14 protein-coding genes and 1 pseudogene are annotated in these 19352 nt (G+C 44.6%); 6 read left to right on the top strand and 9 right to left on the bottom strand.

Features of this window, described 5'->3' with window-relative positions; genetic code table 11:
- Positions 1–85: 85 nt before the first annotated feature.
- Entirely contained in the window at positions 86–1555 is a 1470-nt protein-coding gene (nagE, locus tag ACWPWY_RS20260; RefSeq protein ID WP_454193401.1) for an N-acetylglucosamine-specific PTS transporter subunit IIBC, read from the bottom strand.
- 280 nt (positions 1556–1835) lie between these two features.
- Here nagE and glpK point away from each other — a divergent pair, with 280 nt between their 5' ends.
- From glpK to ACWPWY_RS20275, 3 genes are all read left to right on the top strand, one after another.
- On the top strand, positions 1836–3329 hold the full coding sequence (gene glpK / locus ACWPWY_RS20265; RefSeq protein ID WP_454193402.1) for a glycerol kinase GlpK: 1494 nt from the start codon (positions 1836–1838) through the stop codon (positions 3327–3329).
- A 173-nt stretch (positions 3330–3502) separates the two neighbouring features.
- Positions 3503–5161 (top strand): glycerol-3-phosphate dehydrogenase/oxidase, encoded by a 1659-nt coding sequence (locus ACWPWY_RS20270; RefSeq protein ID WP_454193403.1) that lies wholly within the window; start codon positions 3503–3505, stop codon positions 5159–5161.
- Positions 5162–5185: 24 nt separating this feature from the next.
- Positions 5186–6181, top strand: coding sequence for a Gfo/Idh/MocA family protein (locus ACWPWY_RS20275; protein WP_454193404.1), 996 nt, complete (start codon positions 5186–5188; stop codon positions 6179–6181).
- Between the two features lie 139 nt (positions 6182–6320).
- Here ACWPWY_RS20275 and ACWPWY_RS20280 read toward each other — a convergent pair whose 3' ends face one another.
- The 3 genes and pseudogenes from ACWPWY_RS20280 to ACWPWY_RS20290 all read right to left on the bottom strand — a co-directional run.
- A complete protein-coding gene (locus ACWPWY_RS20280) occupies positions 6321–6857 on the bottom strand; it encodes an AbrB/MazE/SpoVT family DNA-binding domain-containing protein (RefSeq protein ID WP_454193405.1) in 537 nt (178 codons plus the stop codon).
- Between the two features lie 105 nt (positions 6858–6962).
- A complete protein-coding gene (locus ACWPWY_RS20285; RefSeq protein ID WP_191800760.1) occupies positions 6963–7643 on the bottom strand; it encodes a CidB/LrgB family autolysis modulator in 681 nt (226 codons plus the stop codon).
- Positions 7642–8010, bottom strand: a pseudogene (locus tag ACWPWY_RS20290) (CidA/LrgA family protein); the annotation flags it as partial. The pseudogene ACWPWY_RS20290 and the gene ACWPWY_RS20285, both read right to left, overlap by 2 nt.
- Positions 8011–8171: 161 nt before the next feature.
- On the opposite strand from ACWPWY_RS20290, the gene cidR reads away from it, so the two are divergent.
- The gene (cidR, locus tag ACWPWY_RS20295; RefSeq protein ID WP_454193406.1) at positions 8172–9059 is read left to right on the top strand and encodes a cidABC operon transcriptional activator CidR; all 888 of its coding nucleotides are present in this window, start codon (positions 8172–8174) and stop codon (positions 9057–9059) included.
- Between the two features lie 117 nt (positions 9060–9176).
- Here the strand turns inward: cidR and ACWPWY_RS20300 are convergent, their stop codons facing one another.
- Positions 9177–11057 carry an LTA synthase family protein gene (locus tag ACWPWY_RS20300; RefSeq protein WP_454193906.1) on the bottom strand — a complete coding sequence of 627 codons (1881 nt, stop codon included), beginning with the start codon at positions 11055–11057 and terminating at the stop codon, positions 9177–9179.
- A 717-nt stretch (positions 11058–11774) separates the two neighbouring features.
- A complete protein-coding gene (locus ACWPWY_RS20305) occupies positions 11775–12263 on the bottom strand; it encodes an antibiotic biosynthesis monooxygenase family protein (protein ID WP_454193407.1) in 489 nt (162 codons plus the stop codon).
- Between the two features lie 427 nt (positions 12264–12690).
- Here ACWPWY_RS20305 and ACWPWY_RS20310 point away from each other — a divergent pair, with 427 nt between their 5' ends.
- On the top strand, positions 12691–15012 hold the full coding sequence (locus ACWPWY_RS20310; protein WP_454193408.1) for an ATP-dependent DNA helicase: 2322 nt from the start codon (positions 12691–12693) through the stop codon (positions 15010–15012).
- A gap of 50 nt (positions 15013–15062) precedes the next feature.
- Here ACWPWY_RS20310 and ACWPWY_RS20315 read toward each other — a convergent pair whose 3' ends face one another.
- The 3 genes from ACWPWY_RS20315 to ACWPWY_RS20325 all read right to left on the bottom strand — a co-directional run bounded on the left by ACWPWY_RS20315 (position 15063) and on the right by ACWPWY_RS20325 (position 17554).
- Positions 15063–15806: an MBL fold metallo-hydrolase gene (locus ACWPWY_RS20315; protein ID WP_454193409.1), complete on the bottom strand. Its 744-nt coding sequence runs from the start codon at positions 15804–15806 to the stop codon at positions 15063–15065.
- A gap of 123 nt (positions 15807–15929) precedes the next feature.
- Complete coding sequence (locus ACWPWY_RS20320; protein ID WP_454193410.1) at positions 15930–16865, bottom strand: dihydroorotate dehydrogenase; 936 nt, start codon at positions 16863–16865, stop codon at positions 15930–15932.
- Positions 16862–17554, bottom strand: coding sequence for a dihydroorotate dehydrogenase electron transfer subunit (locus ACWPWY_RS20325; protein ID WP_454193411.1), 693 nt, complete (start codon positions 17552–17554; stop codon positions 16862–16864). Before ACWPWY_RS20325 ends, ACWPWY_RS20320 begins: the two co-directional genes overlap by 4 nt.
- A 246-nt stretch (positions 17555–17800) precedes the next feature.
- Between ACWPWY_RS20325 and uxaC the strand changes: the two genes are divergently transcribed.
- On the top strand, positions 17801–19234 hold the full coding sequence (gene uxaC / locus ACWPWY_RS20330) for a glucuronate isomerase (RefSeq protein ID WP_454193412.1): 1434 nt from the start codon (positions 17801–17803) through the stop codon (positions 19232–19234).
- The last annotated feature ends 118 nt before the right edge of the window (positions 19235–19352 follow it).

Consider the following 19352-nt stretch of genomic DNA (forward strand, 5'->3'; position numbering starts at 1 on the left):
GAAACAGTAAAAAGACGATAACAAAGTAATAAAAATTCATGAAAAAAAGCCTGCCGCATACAGCGACGGGCTTGCTTACTCGATCTCAATATTCCATTTTTTTCTTAATCTCATCTTTTAGTGCTTCCGAAGAAGTACCAAAAATAATCTGAACGGCACCGTGACCGAGGCGCATAACACCCGCAGCACCTGCTCTTTTTAGTTCAACATCGTTAACTATATTCTCATCCCGTACTACGAGACGCAGACGGGTAATACAAGCATCAATACTCTCAATATTATCCATACCGCCAATGGCTCGCAGCACTCTTTCTGCTTTGATCTCCTCTAAAGATGAATTCACGGCAGGAGCTTCAGGTTCTTTTGCTGGTTCTAAGATTAACTCATTCTCATCTTCGCGACCTGGTGTTTTTAGATTGAATTTGATGATAACATAGCGGAACAGGAAGTAATAAACAACGCCAAAAGCCAGACCAATGGGAAGGAGCAGAAAAGGGTTAGTCGATAACTTTATATTCAGCAGGTAGTCAATAAGACCCGCCGAGAAAGCAAACCCCAGCTTCACATCAAGCAAGTACATAACGAGTCCGGACAAGCCGGTAAGCAGCGCATGGATGACATAAAGAACAGGGGCAAGGAACATAAAAGAGAATTCCAGCGGCTCTGTAATGCCGGTAAAGAAAGAGGCCAGCGCTGAACCAATAAAGATGGCACTAACCATTTTACGCTTCTCAGGTTTGGCGGTATGGATCAGCGCAAGTGCAGCCGCGGGCATAGCAAACATCATAATCGGAAAAAATCCGGACATGAACACTCCAGCGGTTTTGTCTCCTGCAAAATAACGCGTTAGGTCCCCGTGAACCACTTCACCCGCTGCATTTGTAAAGTCACCGATCTGGAACCATGCAATGGAATTCAGTACATGATGAAGTCCGACGGGAACAAGCAAGCGGTTTGCTACACCGAAAATAAAGGCACCCGTTCCTCCGAGACCGACGACCCAATTACCAAAGACAGCAATGGCATCTTGGATGGGACTCCAAATCATACCGAGCAGAGCAGCCAGGATAATCGTTGTAATCGAGGTAATGATGGGCACAAAACGCTTCCCGGAGAAAAAGCCGAGCCACTCGGGCAGTTTCATGGTATGGAAACGTTTATAGAGATAGGCGGAAAGAATCCCTGTAATAAACCCGCCAAGCACTCCAGTATCGAGCTTCACGTCATCTGGTATATAGTCAAAAACAAGAGGGACCTGCTCCATAACTTTCACAAGAATCAAGTAGGAAATTACTGCTGACAGGGCAGCGACTGCATCTCCAGCCAAACCAATGGCAACACCCACAGCAAAAATAATCGCAAGATTGCTAAAGATCGTTCCAGCACCCGCACTCAGAAAAGGAGTGATGTACTGGTTGATAAAACCGCCGACAGCTCCGAGCGGAATATCTTTCTGATAGTCAATGAGTGCGAAGCCTTGCAAAATCCCAGCAGCGGGAAGCGTAGCAACCGGCAACATTAACGATTTGCCGAGTCTTTGTAGAGGTTTCAGCATAAATAACAGTCACTCCTTACATGTAATGAAAAGACTAGGTTCTGCAGCTATCTCTTGATGACTCGTGTTGACTTCCACAAAGTTAGCATATAGATTAACTATACATAAAATAAGGTGCTTGCATTAGCTTCTAGCAAGCAGCCTGATAAGAATATATTTTTTGGGTTAGATAAGAATTACCGCATTATAAAAAATACCTGACTATATTGAAGTATTACCAGGTATGATGCCTTCAATCATTTAGATTAATAGAAAAGAGTACGCAGTAAGGAGGTAAGCAATGGAGCAATATATTATGTCTTTGGATCAGGGAACAACAAGTTCAAGAGCTATTCTATTCAATAAAAAAGGGGATATTGTGTATAGTGCTCAGCGTGAATTTACGCAGTATTTTCCGAAACCAGGGTGGGTGGAACATAACGCGAGTGAAATTTGGAGCTCTATTCTGGCTGTCATTGCGAATTGTTTAGCTGAATCAGGAGTAAACACGGCACAGATTGCCGGCATTGGGATTACGAATCAGCGGGAGACTACGGTGGTATGGGAGAAGGATACTGGGCATCCGATTTATAATGCAATTGTTTGGCAGTCCAGACAAACGGCAGATATTTGCTCCAAAATGAAAGAAGATGGATTAGAGGATTTAATCCGTGAAAAGACAGGACTTCTTATCGATCCTTATTTCTCCGCTACAAAAGTGAAATGGATTTTGGACCATGTAGAGGGCGCACGGGAAAGGGCAGAAAAAGGAGAGTTACTCTTTGGAACGATTGACAGTTGGTTAATCTGGAACTTGTCAGGCGGAAAAGCACATGTCACGGATTACTCAAATGCTTCCCGTACGATGATGTACAACATTCATGAACTGAAATGGGATCAAGAGATTTTGGATCTGTTACAAATTCCTGCTGCGATGTTGCCTGAGGTGAAAGGTTCATCAGAAATCTATGCGCATACCGTACCCTATCATTTCTTCGGCGCTGAAATTCCTATCGCAGGAGCAGCAGGCGACCAGCAAGCGGCTTTATTCGGTCAAGCTTGTTACCGAGAGGGAGATATTAAGAATACATACGGTACCGGCTGTTTTATGCTGATGAATACTGGCGAGACAGCGATCCGTTCGAAACACGGTCTGATCACTACCATTGCTTGGGGTGTGGGTGGTAAGGTGGAATATGCACTGGAAGGCAGCATTTTTATCGCTGGATCAGCTGTACAGTGGCTGCGGGATGGACTACGAATGATTCGGGACTCCAAAGACAGTGAGCTGTATGCCTCCCGGGTAGAATCTACGGATGGCGTATACCTTGTTCCTGCATTTGTAGGGCTTGGAAGCCCGTATTGGGACAGTGATGTGCGGGGAGCGATGTTTGGCCTAACCCGGGGAACAACGAAAGAGCATTTTATTCGTGCAACCCTAGAGTCGCTTGCTTATCAGACGAGAGATGTACTAACAGCGATGCAGCAAGATTCAGGCAATGGGTTGGCAAGAATGCGAGTTGATGGCGGTGCGGTAAGAAACAATCTGCTGATGCAATTTCAGAGTGATATTTTGGGCTGTCCGGTCGAAAGACCGATTATTGGTGAGACAACGGCCCTCGGAGCAGCTTACTTAGCGGGTCTTGCTGTTGGTTTTTGGAGCAGCTGTGAAGAAATTAGTGAGCAATGGGCTTCAGAGCGAATTTTCGAACCGGTTATGGAGGAAGAAGAGCGAGAACGATTATATAGCGGATGGCAAAGAGCAGTACATGCTGCCATGGCTTTTAAAATATAAAAATGGAATAATCTGTGTCATTCATCCGACTGCGTGGTAAGATACAGGTAAAAGTAAATAAAGGTCTGGAAGATAAGGAGAGACTGCAAATCCACTAGGGGAACATCCCATGTGCTATTTTGCAGTCTTTTTTACATAGGTTAGAGAAATGATCTGGGCGGAGGTTTTCTCATATGACAACAGGTTTTGCAGGGATATCGAGGCTAGAAATAATCCAAATAATGGAGAAGAATACATATGATCTGCTCATTATCGGCGGAGGAATTACAGGCGCAGGGATCGCTCTGGATGCTTCATCTCGAGGAATGAAGGTCGCTTTAGTCGAAATGCAGGATTATGCCGCTGGGACGTCGAGCCGCTCTACGAAGCTTGTGCATGGCGGTCTTCGGTATCTCAAACAATTCCAGGTTGATGTCGTAGCAGAGGTCGGTAAAGAGCGAGCGATTGTATATGAGAATGGCCCGCACGTTACGACACCCGAGTGGATGTTGCTTCCGTTTTATAAGGGAGGAACGTATGGCAGATTCATGACCGGGGTCGGACTTCGTGTGTACGATTTCTTGGCTGGAGTGAAGAGGCATGAACGCAGAGTGATGCTCAGTAAAGAACAAACGCTGCAAAAAGAACCCCTGCTGAATGATCAGGACCTGTCTGGCGGGGGTTACTATGTGGAGTATCGAACGGATGATGCAAGACTTACCATTGAAGTGATGAAAGAAGCAGTCAAACAGGGAGCCCATGCAGTAAATTACGTAAAGGCAAATCAGTTTCTCTATGAAAATCAGCAAATCAAAGGTGCAATCGTGCGAGATCTGGTATCAGGAAAGGAATTCACGGTTCGAGCAGCGAAAGTGGTGAATGCAACCGGTCCATGGGTAGACGAACTTCGTGAACTGGATCATTCTAAAAAAGGAAAAGTGCTGCAGCACACGAAGGGTGTGCATCTGGTCATTGATCAGAGCCGCTTCCCACTAAAGCAGGCCGTTTATTTTGATACGCCGGATGGCCGCATGCTCTTTGCAATTCCACGAGAGGGCAAAGCGTATGTGGGTACAACCGACACGGTCTATGAGGAAGATCTGGCTCACCCACAGGTAGAACTTGAAGATCTGGATTACATCATGAAGGCGATTCAGCTCATGTTCCCGAGTGCTGAGATTACTTGCGATGATGTGGAATCGAGCTGGGCAGGGATCCGTCCTCTTATTTATGAAGAAGCAAAAAGCGCCTCTGAAATTTCACGGAAAGATGAAATCTGGCAGTCGGAAACGGGACTAATCACGATTGCTGGCGGCAAATTAACCGGTTATCGAAAAATGGCTGAGACGGTAGTTGATTTAGCTGCAAAGTTACTCCACGAGACGAGTGGGCACGTATTTCGTTCTTGTCAGACGAAACATATGCCGATTTCAGGAGGTCATGTCGGTGGAAGCAGCGGATACCCTGCTTTTGTAGAACGAATGACAAATGAGGGACAGCGGTATGGATTCACACGGAAAGAAGCGTCCTCTCTTGTTACGATGTATGGTTCCAATATGGAGCGGCTGTATCAGATAGCGGAGCGGTTAGAGCAAGAGGTGCAGGAATATGATCTGCCCACCCCATTACTCACTCAGCTTCAGTATGCGATGGAAGAAGAGATGGCGGTAACACCGGCAGACTTTTTTGTACGGCGAACGGGCAGCTTGTTTTTTCGAATTCAGCAAGTGGAGCAGTATAAGTCCGCCGTCATTGCCTATATGTCTGAGGCAAATGCCTGGGCGGACACAGAACGAGATTTGTATAGCCAAGAACTTGAACAGCTGATCCAAGAAGCACAGCTGCAGGTCTAAATTAGATATGAAGGAGATGACGGAATGAAGCTACATATCGGAATCATTGGTACGGGTTGGTTTAGTAAAGTGCATGCGGATCTGCTTCATGAGACAGAAGATGTGAAGATACAAGCGATTCTCGGTACAAGTATAGAGAAGGCGCAGACGATGGCTGCAAAATATGAAGCAAATCCTTATGAAGATCTTCATACGATGCTTGAACAGGAGAAGCTGGATGCGGTCTATATCTGTGTTCCGCCGATGGCGCATGGAGAGATAGAGTTTGCATTAATCGAACGGGGCATCCCTTTCTTTGTGGAGAAGCCGCTGGCGGTTGATCTTGAGCTGCCAATGCAAATTGAAGCTGCGATTCGTGAAAAAGGACTGCTGACGGCAGTAGGATATCATTTTCGCTATCAGGAGAATGCAGAGAAGCTCAAACAGGCATTAGCGGGACAAACGATCGGGATGGCCAGCGGATGCTGGAATGGAGGAATGCCAGGCGTAGCTTGGTGGCGTGATCTCGAAGGCTCTGGCGGGCAATTTATTGAACAGACCACACATATTGTAGACTTGCTCCGTTATGTAGCCGGCGAAGTGTCAGAGGTACAAGCGATGTATGCGGGGCGCAGCATGCACAAGCTCCATGAAGGAGTTACCGTTCCCGATGTAGGGACGGTAAACCTAAAGATGAAAGATGGGGCAGTAGCCAACATTATGAATACTTGTATACTTCCAGATGGAGTAGCGGGACGCTCCGGACTTACTTTCTATACAGCGGAGGGGATATGGGATTGGAATCCTGAACAGCTGTCCATTTCTACGGCGGAAGGAAAGCAAACCATAGCGGGTGAGAATAATCCTTATAAGAGTGAAAATGAAGCTTTCCTGCATGCGCTTCGGACAGGAGATCGAAGCTTAATTCGGTCAGATTACCAAGATGCACTCCGCACACAGGCAGTTACCGTAGCTGCATTACAGTCTGCTAGGTATGGAGATCGGCTGTTTATTTCAGAGCCGGTAAATGAATCGGTATAGGTGATTCTCGGTTCTGCGTTAAAGATAAGTACAGCAAACAAGCCCCTCTTCTTGATGAAGAGGGGCTTGTCCACTTTGTGCAACCTTTTGTAATGTAACTGCTACTTTATAATCTGATGTTCCTACATGATACCGTTTACTAAAGAAGTTTCTTGAGCTGAGATACACGCCCTTGGCTGATGCCTAGTTTCTCAGCTATTTGATTCTGAGAGATACCGGGATGAGTATCTAGTATTTCTTTCATCTTGCGCAGCATTTGTGCTGTCTTTGGTCTTACATCACGGGCAAATTCGTCTGAGTTGATGGCGAACGGATGTCTATGTACGTTAGGTTTTACTGACAATTCTGGCTTAATAAAGTAGGTAGCACGTCGTTCATGCTCAGAAAGTGTCTTTTCTTGTCGTTCGCCTGCTGTAATATCGATTAAATTTTCCGCGATTTTTAGCTCTTTGGCACAACTTTTGCAGATAAACTGCTCCTTGAAATACATTTCAGTATCTACATTTCCGCAAAAAATGCATAACGTAGATTTGTATTTACGAAGGATTAACTCCTTACCTTCAATAAAGAACTCAAGCGGGTCGCCGATATCTATCTCCATGGTATCACGCATCTCTTTTGGTAGAACAATGCGGCCAAGGCGGTCGAGCGCTCTTTTCATACCGGTTCTCTTCATGGGTAATCTCCCCCGCTAATCAGCGATGTTATCGTTCTTTCATTTTAAGGTAAGAGTGTCCTGCAATACAATAACTTTTTTGAAAAAAAAGGGATAGAGGGTGTATTAAGAGAACAAAAACATCGATATGACAGGGGATAATGCCAGAGTGATGATAGCGGAGAGCACCATGGATATGCTGGATATCGTCCCGGTAAGCGGACTGAATTCGAATGCTTTGGAAGTCCCGGTACCATGCGCACTTGTACCATAAAGAATTCCACGGGCGATTTCCCCGTCAATTTTCAACAATTTCAGGGTATAAGGTCCAATTAAAAGTCCCATGAGTCCCGTCATAACGACGAAGACAGCGGTGATCTGAGGCACGCCTCCAATCATGGTAGCTACGTTCATCGCAATCGGTGTCGTAATCGAGTGCGGGAGCAGGCTTGATTCAAGGCCTGGATCAAGATGTAGTCCCTTGGCAACAAGAACAGAAGAAGAGATAGCGACTACAGAACCGAGCGATACACCGGTCACAATTTCACGCCAATATTGCTTAAGTTCTTTCAAATATTTATAAAGCGGGATTGCAAATGCAACGGTTGCGGGCTGCAAGAGCAGAGTCAGTATACTCCCGCCTTTGTTGTATGAGGTATAAGATGTATCTGTCGTCAGAAGAGCAACAATAATGACCACAGGCACAATAATGAGGGGAGATAAGTACACTTTAGGCATCTTCTTATACATTTTTTTGGCTAGCAGGTAGATGGCTAGAGTGAATACGAGACAGAGCAATGCGGTCATTTTGTTTTTTCTCCTTTCTTTTTGTCATGATTGAAGCAACAAGCCCCGATACAGCCATAACAAGAAATGTACTGATCAGAATGACGAGCAGAATACTTAAACCATCTTGCTTCATCATTTCGAAATAATTCATAACCCCAACAGCGGAGGGGATAAAAAACAATAGAAGCTCTGCGAGCAGCCAGCTTGCACCGGCATCAATCCAACTGAGTTTAATGATGCGGGTCTGCAGAAGGATAAACAGAACCACCATACCAAGAATCGATCCAGGAATAGGCAGGTGCAGGAGATTCGTCATCCCGTTCATAAGCAGAGCGAACAAGAGCAGGATCAGGACCTGAAATACGATCTTTCCTGTTTGTTTCATGAGATGGGCCTCCTTAAAAAACAAAGAAATATAGATAAGAAATCACTTTGAAATTGGAATGTTTTGTTACTGAAAATTTTACATTAAATTCTTTCATGAGTAAAATGCATATTAAGCATTTCTACTATTCCTTTTTTCTATAGTAGGGAAGGAGTTCACTTATGGACATTAGGCATCTGAATTATTTTTTGGAAGTAGCGAGGCAAAAGAGCTTTACCAAAGCAGCTCAGGCCCTGTATATAACCCAGCCTTCGATTAGCAAGACCGTTAAGAATTTGGAAGAAGAATTAGGTGTGACTCTTCTTGATCGGTACGGGAAGAAAGTCGAGCTTACGGATGCAGGAGAAGTTTTTGCAAGGCAGGCTCAAGAGATTGTGAACTCTTTTCATAACTTGTCCTCGGAGCTGGATGATTTAATGAATCTCAAAAAGGGGCATATCCGTATTGGGCTTCCGCCAATGATCGGTGCGAGCTTTTTCCCTAGGGTCATTGGGGAGTTCTATAAGCAGTATCCCAATATCACCATTCAGCTGTTTGAGGATGGGGGAAAAAAAGTAGAGAAAGACGTGGTATCCGGTGCGCTTGATATTGGTGTTACTGTCTTGCCGGCCGATGACTCTCTACTAGATGGTTATGTATTTGTTACAGAGTCACTTAAGGTAGTGCTTCATCCTACGCATCCGCTTGCTAGTGAGAAAGAGATTCGTTTATCAGAACTTCGAGAAGATGCATTTATTCTTTTCCGAGAAGACTTTACTTTGCATGACCGCATTATTGGTGCTTGTCAAAAAGCAGGCTATCAGCCTCGTATTATCTATGAAAGTGCCCAGTGGGACCTCATTAGCAATATGGTAGCAGCGGGGCTTGGTGTGGCGCTCATGCCGGAGACGATTTGCAGAGAGCTGGATGTGGAAGAAGTATGTATCTTACCGCTTAGCGAACGTATCCCTTGGGAACTTGGTATGGTCTGGCGTAAAGATCGTTATCAATCCTTCGCGGTAAGAGAATGGATCGCGTTCACCGAGCCTATGCTGAAACAAAAAAGCTAACGATGATAACCTTTGCTAGATACACTAGTGGTAAACAAAGGTTATAAATACGAAAAACCCTCTATACAAGTACAGAGGGTTTTTCGTATTTGCTATTTTACTAAGAGGAATAGTAATTTATCGCTTCGGTAACTGGGTTACATAGCTGTCCGAAAGTAGGAGGAGCTCAAGCGCACGATCATATTTATCCTTGCTGACCGTTCCCTTGTTTATGTTGTTGCCTGCTTCCTTCAGCATATCCGACGGTGGATTCAGAGAAGATACAAACGAAGGATCGGCGGTCTCTTCAATTAAGGGAAGCGGATACCGTGTCCCATCTTCATAACCGCTGCCTGGGATAAACATGCCTTCTTCGGTAATCAGCGATCCAGAAGGAAGGTAATATCGCTCTGGAAGAAGATTAGAATGCCCATTCAGCAGATCCTGACCGAAATGAATATAGTCATCCATGGATATACCAAGCAAGCTTGCGACAGTAGGCACAATATCGGATTGACCTCCAAGCTGATCAATACGAGCCCCGTGAGTAGCACCCGGTGCAGTAATAATCAGCGGGATGTTCATCATATCCGCGCGAGTATAATCACGTCCAAAAATTTCTTTCATCAAGGTATGATCATCTTCCTCAAGTGAGTAGAGCGGGAGTCCGAGATGGTCTCCATACAGAACAATGAGGCTGTTGTCCCACACCTCGTTATCTTTCAGCTGCTCAATGAAAATACCAAGTTCATAGTCAGCGTAGTTCTGTGCTCTTATATAATCACCTACGAGCGTATTCTCATAACGCGCTGGAAGCTCCATTTTATATTTACTTTCGGGCAGATGATATGGATGATGTGCGGACATGGAAATAACTTGAGAATAGAATGGTTTGCCTGTGTCCTGAAGCGCGTCCAGCTCTACTGATGTCTTTTTATAGAGCACTTCATCGGAAGCAGCAAATGCAACTGCGTCTTCATTACCGAAAAAGTCCATATCGTAATATTTTCCGAAGCCGAGCGCTGCATACATCTCTTTACGGTTCCAGAACTCTACCTTGTTGGTATGAAAAGTGGTTGTGTTATATCCGTACTTATCTAGTAGTTTGGCTAAACTAGGCACTTCATAATCGGCGTATACCTGGGAAGACGCCCCTCTTGCTGGAATGTAATAGGAAGAGTTCACAACAAACTCTGCATCCGATGTATTTCCCTGACCTACTTGCTGATAGAAATGAGGGAAATACAGGCTTTCTTTTGCAAGTTCATTTAGATGGGGTGTAATTTCTTTACCATCAATATGAAGTCCGACTAGGAAATTTTGAAAAGACTCCATTTGAATAATGATGACATTTCGTCCTTTGGCTGCGTCCCAATAAGTAGAAATCGCAGGCTGATCGGCGGAGAAACCTTTTAGTTCATTAATCTTATCCTGTGTAATTTGATCAGCAGGTACGGGATCACTTGGTTTATCTGCCGCAATCATATAAGCTTCGTAATTAAGTATCCCCATCGATTCCGCTTGATTCAGCTCATTCATACTGGCACGATTCGGCCAAATGTTATAAATGGTCAGCAGCGCAGAAAAAGCAAAGATAACGACAGCCGTCCGCTTACCTATACGAGGCAAGGATAGGGTTGATCTAAAACCCTGTTTCTTATGTCTAATCTTGCGCTGAATATAGTAAACACTAAGCACAATAACATCGACAAAGATAAGCAGGTAATAGGGTGCAAGCAGAGAGAAAACACTGCTGTTGACGGATGTAACTTGATTCACTTGAGCTAGTGCATGATATGTAACAATGACTCCATAATATTTGTAGTACATAATGGCAGCAAAGAAAACGATCGTAATGACCAGGTTCGCAATCATGTAGTAGCCGATTTTACGTTTATGAGAAAAACGCTCGATAAAACAAAAAATAAGCCATACAAAAGGAACCTCCGTGAGTAAAGGCTGCCAGAAAGGAATGTTGTCAAAGATGGCATACCAAGTCAGGTAGCTTTTGATAATCATAATTAAGGTGAAGAATACAAATGGCTTTGTAATAAGTCTGCTCCAGATTTGGCGTTCCAACAGGTTCCCTCCTATACTTCCATGTGACAAGCCATAATGTAAAATAATGGTTTTATTATATCTTATTATAGAACATAAGTTACATCCTTTTCTCTAGAAAATATTATCCTATGCGCGCTGGGGGATGTCAAAAGACAATCTATTCATCATTTCAAAGTAATATGCCCATTAATAATATATTTTGCATAAGTTGGCGAAAAGGGAAACAGTACTAATGAAGAGGATGGGGAGGAGGGAAACGGTGATTTCGAGCTCTCTGCTCCGCTTGTTTTGTCTGGACAGGGTGGATTCGAAAGGTGAGGAGGTCCAGCCAAAGCCAAAGTCGCGCCGATCTCGTAATCACCTTATTCCCTGGAGCTACACTAGCGCAGTTCCAAAACGTTAGGGCAAGATGAATCCTTCCCCTAGTTGGGGAGCGGTAAGGGACATCGTTGCTCCTTGAGATGAGCAACCAGTCCAAGGGAAATGAAATAAGGAATAAGAAAAAAGGAATCCGGCGAAGTGGAATTAGAGCAAATGTGGATAGGTAAAATATGAATACGTAAAAAGGGATCAAACAAAAAAGCACACAAAAAAAGTGTGAAAAAAGAGTACAAAAAAAACCGTCCACTCCTGTTCAGGCTAGAACGGGAAGTGGACGGGCTGCATTATTTTATATTACTCTGCGGTGTACATCGTTACAAAGGATGGGCGGGCGAAGATTGACGGTGCTTGTGCAGCAACACCTTCGCTTGTATCGCGTTTAGCATGTGCTTGGGAGTAGGCCTGAGACTTCTGCCATGCTTCAAAGCTTTCTTTGGATACCCATGCTGTTAGAATTACATATGTGTCACTGTTCAGTGGACGAAGTACGCGGATACCGGAAAAACCAGATTCGCCTTCCACTTTACGTGCGCGGTTCATGAATCGTGCTTCAAACATTTCCCGTCCCTCTTCGGTAACAGGGATGTTATTCATAACGATGAAATTACTGCCTGCGATCGTACCATTCGCATCAATGACTTCATATCCGGGAACAGCTGCTTCTCCCTCAATAGGATTGTCCATTTCGACAAGGTAGCGTGTACCTTCTTCGCCTTGAAGCGTGACGTAGTGATGTTCCTCGCGTGCATCTGTAATCGGTGATGAGAAAATATAAAGATACATAATAACAACCTCCTGTGCACTATGAATGAGATAACATGTATTACCATCAAAATATAGCACATAAACAGGTTGCTTTCTAAACATGGCAGATAGATTAGCTATTTATCGTTATTTCTTTCACTAGATCTTGTCTGTTCACCCCGAAGTTTTTTTCGTATTTGTCTCGATTTATCAATTTCTTCTTTTATTCTGTTCCGTTTCTTAGGTAATTTACTTCTAATATCTAAAAGGATAAGGATCACGATCCCTAACAATATAATTATAAAAAGCATAGAGCATCTCCTTTGTGTTCTTTTGACTTATTATATTACAAATTATGGAACCTGCGAGATTTTTCAAACCTAGTTTCTAACTTGCTGTTCACTGGTTTCTAGCATCCTGTTCTGTTACAGTGAAGAGATGAAAAAGACCAGAAGCGGGTGATTGTATGAGTTATGATATTTCCATATCGGTAAGACCGCTGGTAGAGTACGTCTATCGCAGCGGCAGCATTACGAGCGGATTCAGGACGAATGCTACGATGCATGAAGGAACCCGGATTCATCAAAGCATTCAGAAATCCTATGCGGAAACAGATCAGAAGGAAGTATTTCTTTCCACCGATATTCAGCATGAGGAGCTGTTATTTCACATCGAAGGACGCTGTGATGGGCTTATCCAGCTAAACGGAGAGTGGACGATTGATGAGATCAAATCTACAGCAGCGCCGCTTGCGGACCTGGGAGAAGGACTGCAAGTCCACTGGGCACAGGGGAAAATGTATGCTTATATGCATGCCAAAGCACAGAACTTACCCCGCATGCAGGTACAACTTACCTATGTACGTACAGGCAGCGGAGAACAGCGAAAATTACTTGAAGCTTATACCTTCGAAGAGCTGGAAGCTTACGCACACGAGATCGTAGCAGCGTATGCTCCTTATGCGGACATGCTCCGTATCCATGAGGAAGAGCGGAATGATTCCATTGAGGCTCTGCCATTTCCATTCCCGAATTACCGGGCAGGTCAGCGGAAATTTGCAGGTGCTGTGTTTAAAACGATTCAAGAAGGTGCAGGACTCATGGCGAAGGCACCTACAGGAATCGGGAAGACGATGTCCACCTTGTTTCCGGCAGTGAAAGCGATGGGAGCCAAACATATCAGCAAAATTTTCTACCTTACTGCGCGGACGACGACAAGAGCGACGGCAGAAGAAGCTTTTGCTAGGATGCAGGCACAGGGTCTTCATGTGAGCAGCGTAACGATTACAGCCAAAGATAAGATTTGTTTTAAAGATGAGGAAGCCTGTGATGCAGGAAAGTGCTCGTTATGCGAAGGATACTACGACCGGATTAACGGGGCTGTCCTCGATATTATGAAAAATGAGACGATCATGACGAGACCGGTGATCGAGCAGTATGCACGTAAACATAGAGTATGTCCGTTTGAATATTCTCTTGATATCGCCTATGCGGCAGATGCGGTAGTTTGTGATTACAACTACATTTTTGATCCGAGAGTATCCCTGAAGCGGCTGATGGAAGATCAGAAGAAGAAGACGGCTGTCCTTGTTGATGAGGCTCATAACCTAGTAGACCGAGGCAGAAACATGTTCTCGGCAGAGCTTGTTAAATCTGTTTTCTTAGGAATCAAGAGCGAGTATAAGACGGCAAATGAAGGTGTTTCTCGCGCAGCAGGAGAGGTGAATTCCTTCTTGCTTGCGGTTAAAAATAATTGCAATGCAGACGGCCGAATTATCCAATCCGAACTGCCTGAAGTACTGATTCAAAAGCTGGAGAAGTTTGTAGAGACAGCGGAGATTGAGCTGGTAACGGGGGCTGCTGCATCCAGGGTAAGTGTAGAAGCACAGGAGGAACTGCTCAGTACCTACTTCGCAGCACAAAACTTTATTCGGATGGCCAAGTTCTATGATGAGCGTTATCTAACTTATGCGGAGATCATTCGGAGTGATTTCAAAATCAAAATATTCTGTCTTGATCCTTCGGAACTGCTTCGGCAAGCAGGAAAAGGGTATCGCTCCATTATTCATTTCTCGGCGACCCTGTCTCCGATGAATTATTACCGGGATATGCTGGGTGCGGGTGAAGAGGACTATACGCTGAGTATTCCTTCTCCATTCAACAAGGATCAGCTGGATGTAAGGCTTGTTCCGGTCTCAGTTCGTTATAATGATCGCGAGCGCTCGAAGCAGGTCATAGCAAAGCTGATTCAGCAAGTCGCAGAAGAGCGGCCGCGTACGAATCTGCTTGTCTTTTTCCCTTCGTATACGTACATGCAGGAAGTATATGATACCTTTACTCAGGAGCAAGGTAAGGGGATTGATACGGTGATTCAGCAAACATTCATGAGCGAAGAAGATCGCGATGCGTTCTTGCAAGCTTTTCAGCCACATCCAGAGCGGACTCGGCTTGCTTTTGCAGTGCTCGGAGGTGTGTTCTCAGAAGGTGTGGATTTGCCGGGAGATCGACTAAACGGTGTTATTGTGGTGGGAACGGGACTCCCGCAGATTGGTATGGAGAACAACATGCTGAAAGATTATTTTAATAAAACAGGGCGTAATGGATTTAACTATGCGTATGTTTTTCCAGGTATGAATAAAGTACTTCAGGCAGGCGGGCGGCTCATTCGAACCGAAGAAGATGAAGGGGTGCTCATGCTCATTGATGATCGTTTTACCCAGGAACCTTATCGCTCCTTACTGCCTGAAGAGTGGAGAGAATACCAGCTAATTAACCCTGCTTCCCTTTGATAAAGGCCCCTCCTGAGGAGGGGTGTTTTTGTTGTTCGGATGATGATCCGTCATAGTTCAATCACCTCTAGCGGATGGGCGAGTTTCGCCAGCGATTCTTGGTTGAATCGTGCTCTAACATCCCTATCTGCGTACCCGTCATGGTAATGCATCAGTAGCGTTTTTCGCTGAATGGATTCAGGCAGTGCCTGAATATCACCTAGTGAAGTGTGTGAACCGATGGTCACGTCCTGCATATGGCACTCATAAAAAATGATTTTCACATCTTGATTGATGTCTAGCAGCAGATTCCGGTCCATGATCGCGTCTCCGCTGTAATAAAAATAACCTCTTGCGAGTAGACCGCAGCTTATCATCCCCGGTACATGCTGGGTTTTGGTCATCTCATACGTTATGCCGCCAACAGTGAAGGGAGTCGCTTCTTGTAACGGTACGATATGAAAATAATCCTCGAGTGATTTTTCACCGCCTACGGTGTATTTCATTCCAGGCTCTAGCGTGCGCCATAGCGGGTCAACCAATTGTTCGTGAATATACAAGGTCGGTTTATGGTCGCCAAACACCTGTGCGTAGTAGCCAAGCTGCTGTAAGCCGTTGATGTGATCGTCATGAAGATGGGTAATGAACACATCCCTTACATCGCTGAGGGGAATTCCTAGTTTACGAAGTACTTTGCTATTCGATTCGGGAAAATCAATAATGAGCCTTGCATCTTCATGCTCGATCATGGCACTGTTATGATCCTGTTCGAAGCTGAACATGTCGCCGGTCCCCAGAAATTTAATCTGCATCATAAAACACCTCTCTTTCTTGTTTATTATAACGCCCTTTGCCAGAAAGGACGCTTAAAACGAAAGAGAGGTTATATATAAACATAAAACTTATGTTCTAGGAAAGATGATTCTGTGTGTAATCTATTAAATAATGCAGCGAATTTCATCAAGCGACTGAACGCCTTCTTGTTCCATCCAGGCTGCGACCCCTTCGATTAGATCTGGACCTGTACGGAGATTAATAAAATTAGCCGTGCCCACCTGTACCGCATCAGCGCCGGCCATAATAAATTCAATGACATCCTCAGCTGTGGTAATACCGCCCATTCCGATAATGGGAAGAGTAACTGCGTGCGCAACTTGATGGACCATACGTAGGGCTATCGGTTTGATTGCAGGACCGGATAATCCGGCATAACCATGCTCAAATACACTTTTTCGCTTGCGAATATCTATTTTCATAGCAGAGATGGTATTAATGAGGGAGAGAGCGTCTGCTCCTTCGTGCTCGCACATGATCGCCATTTCTGATAAATTCTCTGCACCAGGCGATAACTTTACAATAAGAGGCAAGCTTGTCTTGTCTCGCACTGCACGTACGACATGCCGTGCTGCAACGGTCTGAATCCCAAATGCCATTCCGCCTTCTTTCACATTCGGGCAGGAGATATTCAGTTCGATCATATCGATCGATGAATGGCCGGTTTCTGTACGGATTTTCTGTTCATGTTCTTCTATGAGTTCTGCGCCGATTACATAATCCTCAAGTGTTCCGCCGCCTAAATTCACAATTCGAACCGTATCTAATGACTGCCAGTAGGGACATTCTTGCGTAAGAAAAGCATGAATTCCAGGATTCTCAAGGCCGATACTATTCATCATTCCTGCTGCCGTTTCCGCCATACGTGTACCATTATTTCCTTCTTTGGGTTGCAAGGTAAGGCCTTTACCCACAAATCCACCTAGTTTATTAATATCATAGAACCCGCTGTACTCCCGTCCAAAACCAAAGGTGCCAGAAGCCATAACGATCGGATTCTTAAATGAAATACCTGCAATATTGCAAGAGAGATTAATCATACGAAGAAAACCTCCTCTGCTCGGAATACAGGACCGTCCGTACATGTTTTTTTGCGTCCTGTTTTATGTTTCGTACTGCAAGCAAGGCAAGCGCCAATACCGCAAGCCATTTTATTCTCGAGAGAAAGATAGACATTCGCTGTAGTTTGCTCTGCTGCTTGTTTCGCTTGAACTGCTTTTAGCATTCCTTCAGGGCCGCATGCAATGACATGGTCATAATCAGAAAACAGTAGAGAGTCCAAAATGGTACCGCCAACATCAACGGTAACGGAGGAAGAGACTTGTTTAAATTCTTCTACAAGATAGGGCTCATCACTGAAACCGAGATAGACATCTGCATTCTCATCGTTTTTTGCTGCGTAATAAAAGGGTGCAATCCCAATACCGCCGCCAATCAGCGCAATTTTCCCGCTGAGTTCAGGAAATCCATTGCCAAAAGGTCCTTCCAGCATTAGGTTGTCACCTGCGTTCAGCTGGTATAAACGGCGAGTTCCCTCGCCAACGACCAGGTATAGAAAACGGATGCTGTGATCCGTACAATCAAAGATACTAATTGGTCTTGGGAGCAGGGGAAAGGTATCCCAGGCTCGAAGCATATAGAACTGTCCTGGTTTTCCGCCGCGGTCACATTCCACCTCAAGCAGACCCACTTTTTCATTCAGGTGCATATTGGAAATCACTTTTGCCATTAGAGTTCGCCCCTTTGGTACATTTCGATAAACTTTGCATGAAAAAATGAACTTCTTCAATGAATTAAATCACTTAGCAATTACCTTACTAAAAATCCTTCTAAGATGGATCATAAAGTCCTATAGAAAAAAGGTTTTGTTAGCGCTATCAATTTATATTGAAATTTTTGGGAAAACAGTGTAGTTTTAGATAGTAAGTAAACCGAAATGAACGAAAAGGAACTTATAGGGAGCGTGAAAGAGTAGATGAAGTCTTTTCTGGATGAGCAGTTTTTGTTGACGAACGACACAGCGATCACGTTGTTTGAGAACTATGCCAAGGATATGCCAATCATCGATTATCACTGTCACTTAAGTCCTAAGGAAATTTACGAGAATAAAACCTTCCGCAATCTGACGGAGGCTTGGCTATATGGAGACCATTATAAATGGCGGCTGCTTCGTGCGAATGGAGTAGAAGAAAAATACATAACCGGTGATGAAAGCGTCAGCGACTATGACCGATTTATGGCCTGGGCTAGAACCGTACCACTGGCGATCGGGAATCCAGTCTATGCATGGTCGCATCTTGAGCTGCAGAGATACTTTGGTGTATATGAACTGATTAATGAAAAGAATGCACCTGTGATTTGGGAAAAAGTAAATGCCAAACTGAATGGTGAAGGTTTCGGTGCACGAGATCTCATTACTAAATCGAATGTTACCGTGATTTGTACAACAGATGATCCGGCCGATACGCTGGAATACCACCGTTTAATTCAAGATATTCCAGGCTTCGATACCGAGGTGTTACCATCCTTCCGCCCTGATAAAGGACTCGAGATCAATCGCGATGGTTTCCGCTCCTGGTTAACTCAGCTCGAACAGGTTGCTGAGCGAAAGATAGAAGACTATGATACCTTCCTGCAAGTAATGGAAGACAGGGTGGATTTTTTTCACTCCGTAGGAGGACGCGTCTCGGATCATGCGCTTGATTATGTTCCTTATGCAGATACAACGAAAGAAGAGGCAACAGCTATCTTTGCGCAAGCTCGGACGGGTGTGAAGGTCAGCTTGAGTGATGAGCAGAAATATAAAACCTATACCCTTGTTTTCCTAGGGAAGTTGTATGCAGCCCGTGGCTGGACCATGCAATTCCATATCAATGCAGCGCGAAATAACAATACAAGAATGTACCGTCTGCTTGGACCGGATACGGGATACGATTCGATTAATGACAGCCTGGTCGCAGGTCCACTTGTAAGGCTCTTGGATTCTCTTGCGAGCGAAGACGCACTGCCAAGAACGATTCTCTATTCACTTAATTCGAGGGATAATGAGGTACTGGCTGCGATAACGGGAAGTTTTCAAGGGGACGGTATTCCCGGCAAGATCCAGCTCGGATCTGCATGGTGGTTTAATGATACCAAAGACGGAATGCTCGCTCAGATGAAAGCACTCGCGAATGCAGGACTCATTAGTCGGTTTGTTGGGATGCTCACGGATTCAAGAAGTTTCCTTTCGTATCCACGGCATGAATATTTCCGCAGGTTAGTGTGTAATCTCCTTGGAGAGTGGGTAGAGCAAGGAGAAGTTCCCCACGATATAGAGCTGCTTGGAAATATCGTACAGGACATTTCATATCGAAATGCGAGGCAGTATTTTGAGTTCAGTTCCCAGGTGTCAACAGCTAGGGAATAGCAGGGATATGAGGAAAGCGATGGCAACAATGCCATCGCTTTTCTTTTTGGATTCCAGGGCTCAGAAGAACTTCATAAAAACAGGCCGTAAGGGGGATTTTATTCTGTAATAGACTCGG

It is taken from the genome of Paenibacillus sp. Marseille-Q7038, from assembly GCF_965111595.1.

What these genes read in the sequence shown, in the direction of transcription:
- nagE (WP_454193401.1), bottom strand. Translation starts at nt 1,555, where the DNA reads ATGCTGAAACCTCTACAAAGACTCGGCAAATCGTTAATGTTGCCGGTT.
- glpK (WP_454193402.1), top strand. Translation starts at nt 1,836, where the DNA reads ATGGAGCAATATATTATGTCTTTGGATCAGGGAACAACAAGTTCAAGA.
- ACWPWY_RS20270 (WP_454193403.1), top strand. Translation starts at nt 3,503, where the DNA reads ATGACAACAGGTTTTGCAGGGATATCGAGGCTAGAAATAATCCAAATA.
- ACWPWY_RS20275 (WP_454193404.1), top strand. Translation starts at nt 5,186, where the DNA reads ATGAAGCTACATATCGGAATCATTGGTACGGGTTGGTTTAGTAAAGTG.
- ACWPWY_RS20280 (WP_454193405.1), bottom strand. Translation starts at nt 6,857, where the DNA reads ATGAAGAGAACCGGTATGAAAAGAGCGCTCGACCGCCTTGGCCGCATT.
- ACWPWY_RS20285 (WP_191800760.1), bottom strand. Translation starts at nt 7,643, where the DNA reads ATGACCGCATTGCTCTGTCTCGTATTCACTCTAGCCATCTACCTGCTA.
- cidR (WP_454193406.1), top strand. Translation starts at nt 8,172, where the DNA reads ATGGACATTAGGCATCTGAATTATTTTTTGGAAGTAGCGAGGCAAAAG.
- ACWPWY_RS20300 (WP_454193906.1), bottom strand. Translation starts at nt 11,057, where the DNA reads ATGATTATCAAAAGCTACCTGACTTGGTATGCCATCTTTGACAACATT.
- ACWPWY_RS20305 (WP_454193407.1), bottom strand. Translation starts at nt 12,263, where the DNA reads ATGTATCTTTATATTTTCTCATCACCGATTACAGATGCACGCGAGGAA.
- ACWPWY_RS20310 (WP_454193408.1), top strand. Translation starts at nt 12,691, where the DNA reads ATGAGTTATGATATTTCCATATCGGTAAGACCGCTGGTAGAGTACGTC.
- ACWPWY_RS20315 (WP_454193409.1), bottom strand. Translation starts at nt 15,806, where the DNA reads ATGATGCAGATTAAATTTCTGGGGACCGGCGACATGTTCAGCTTCGAA.
- ACWPWY_RS20320 (WP_454193410.1), bottom strand. Translation starts at nt 16,865, where the DNA reads ATGATTAATCTCTCTTGCAATATTGCAGGTATTTCATTTAAGAATCCG.
- ACWPWY_RS20325 (WP_454193411.1), bottom strand. Translation starts at nt 17,554, where the DNA reads ATGGCAAAAGTGATTTCCAATATGCACCTGAATGAAAAAGTGGGTCTG.
- uxaC (WP_454193412.1), top strand. Translation starts at nt 17,801, where the DNA reads ATGAAGTCTTTTCTGGATGAGCAGTTTTTGTTGACGAACGACACAGCG.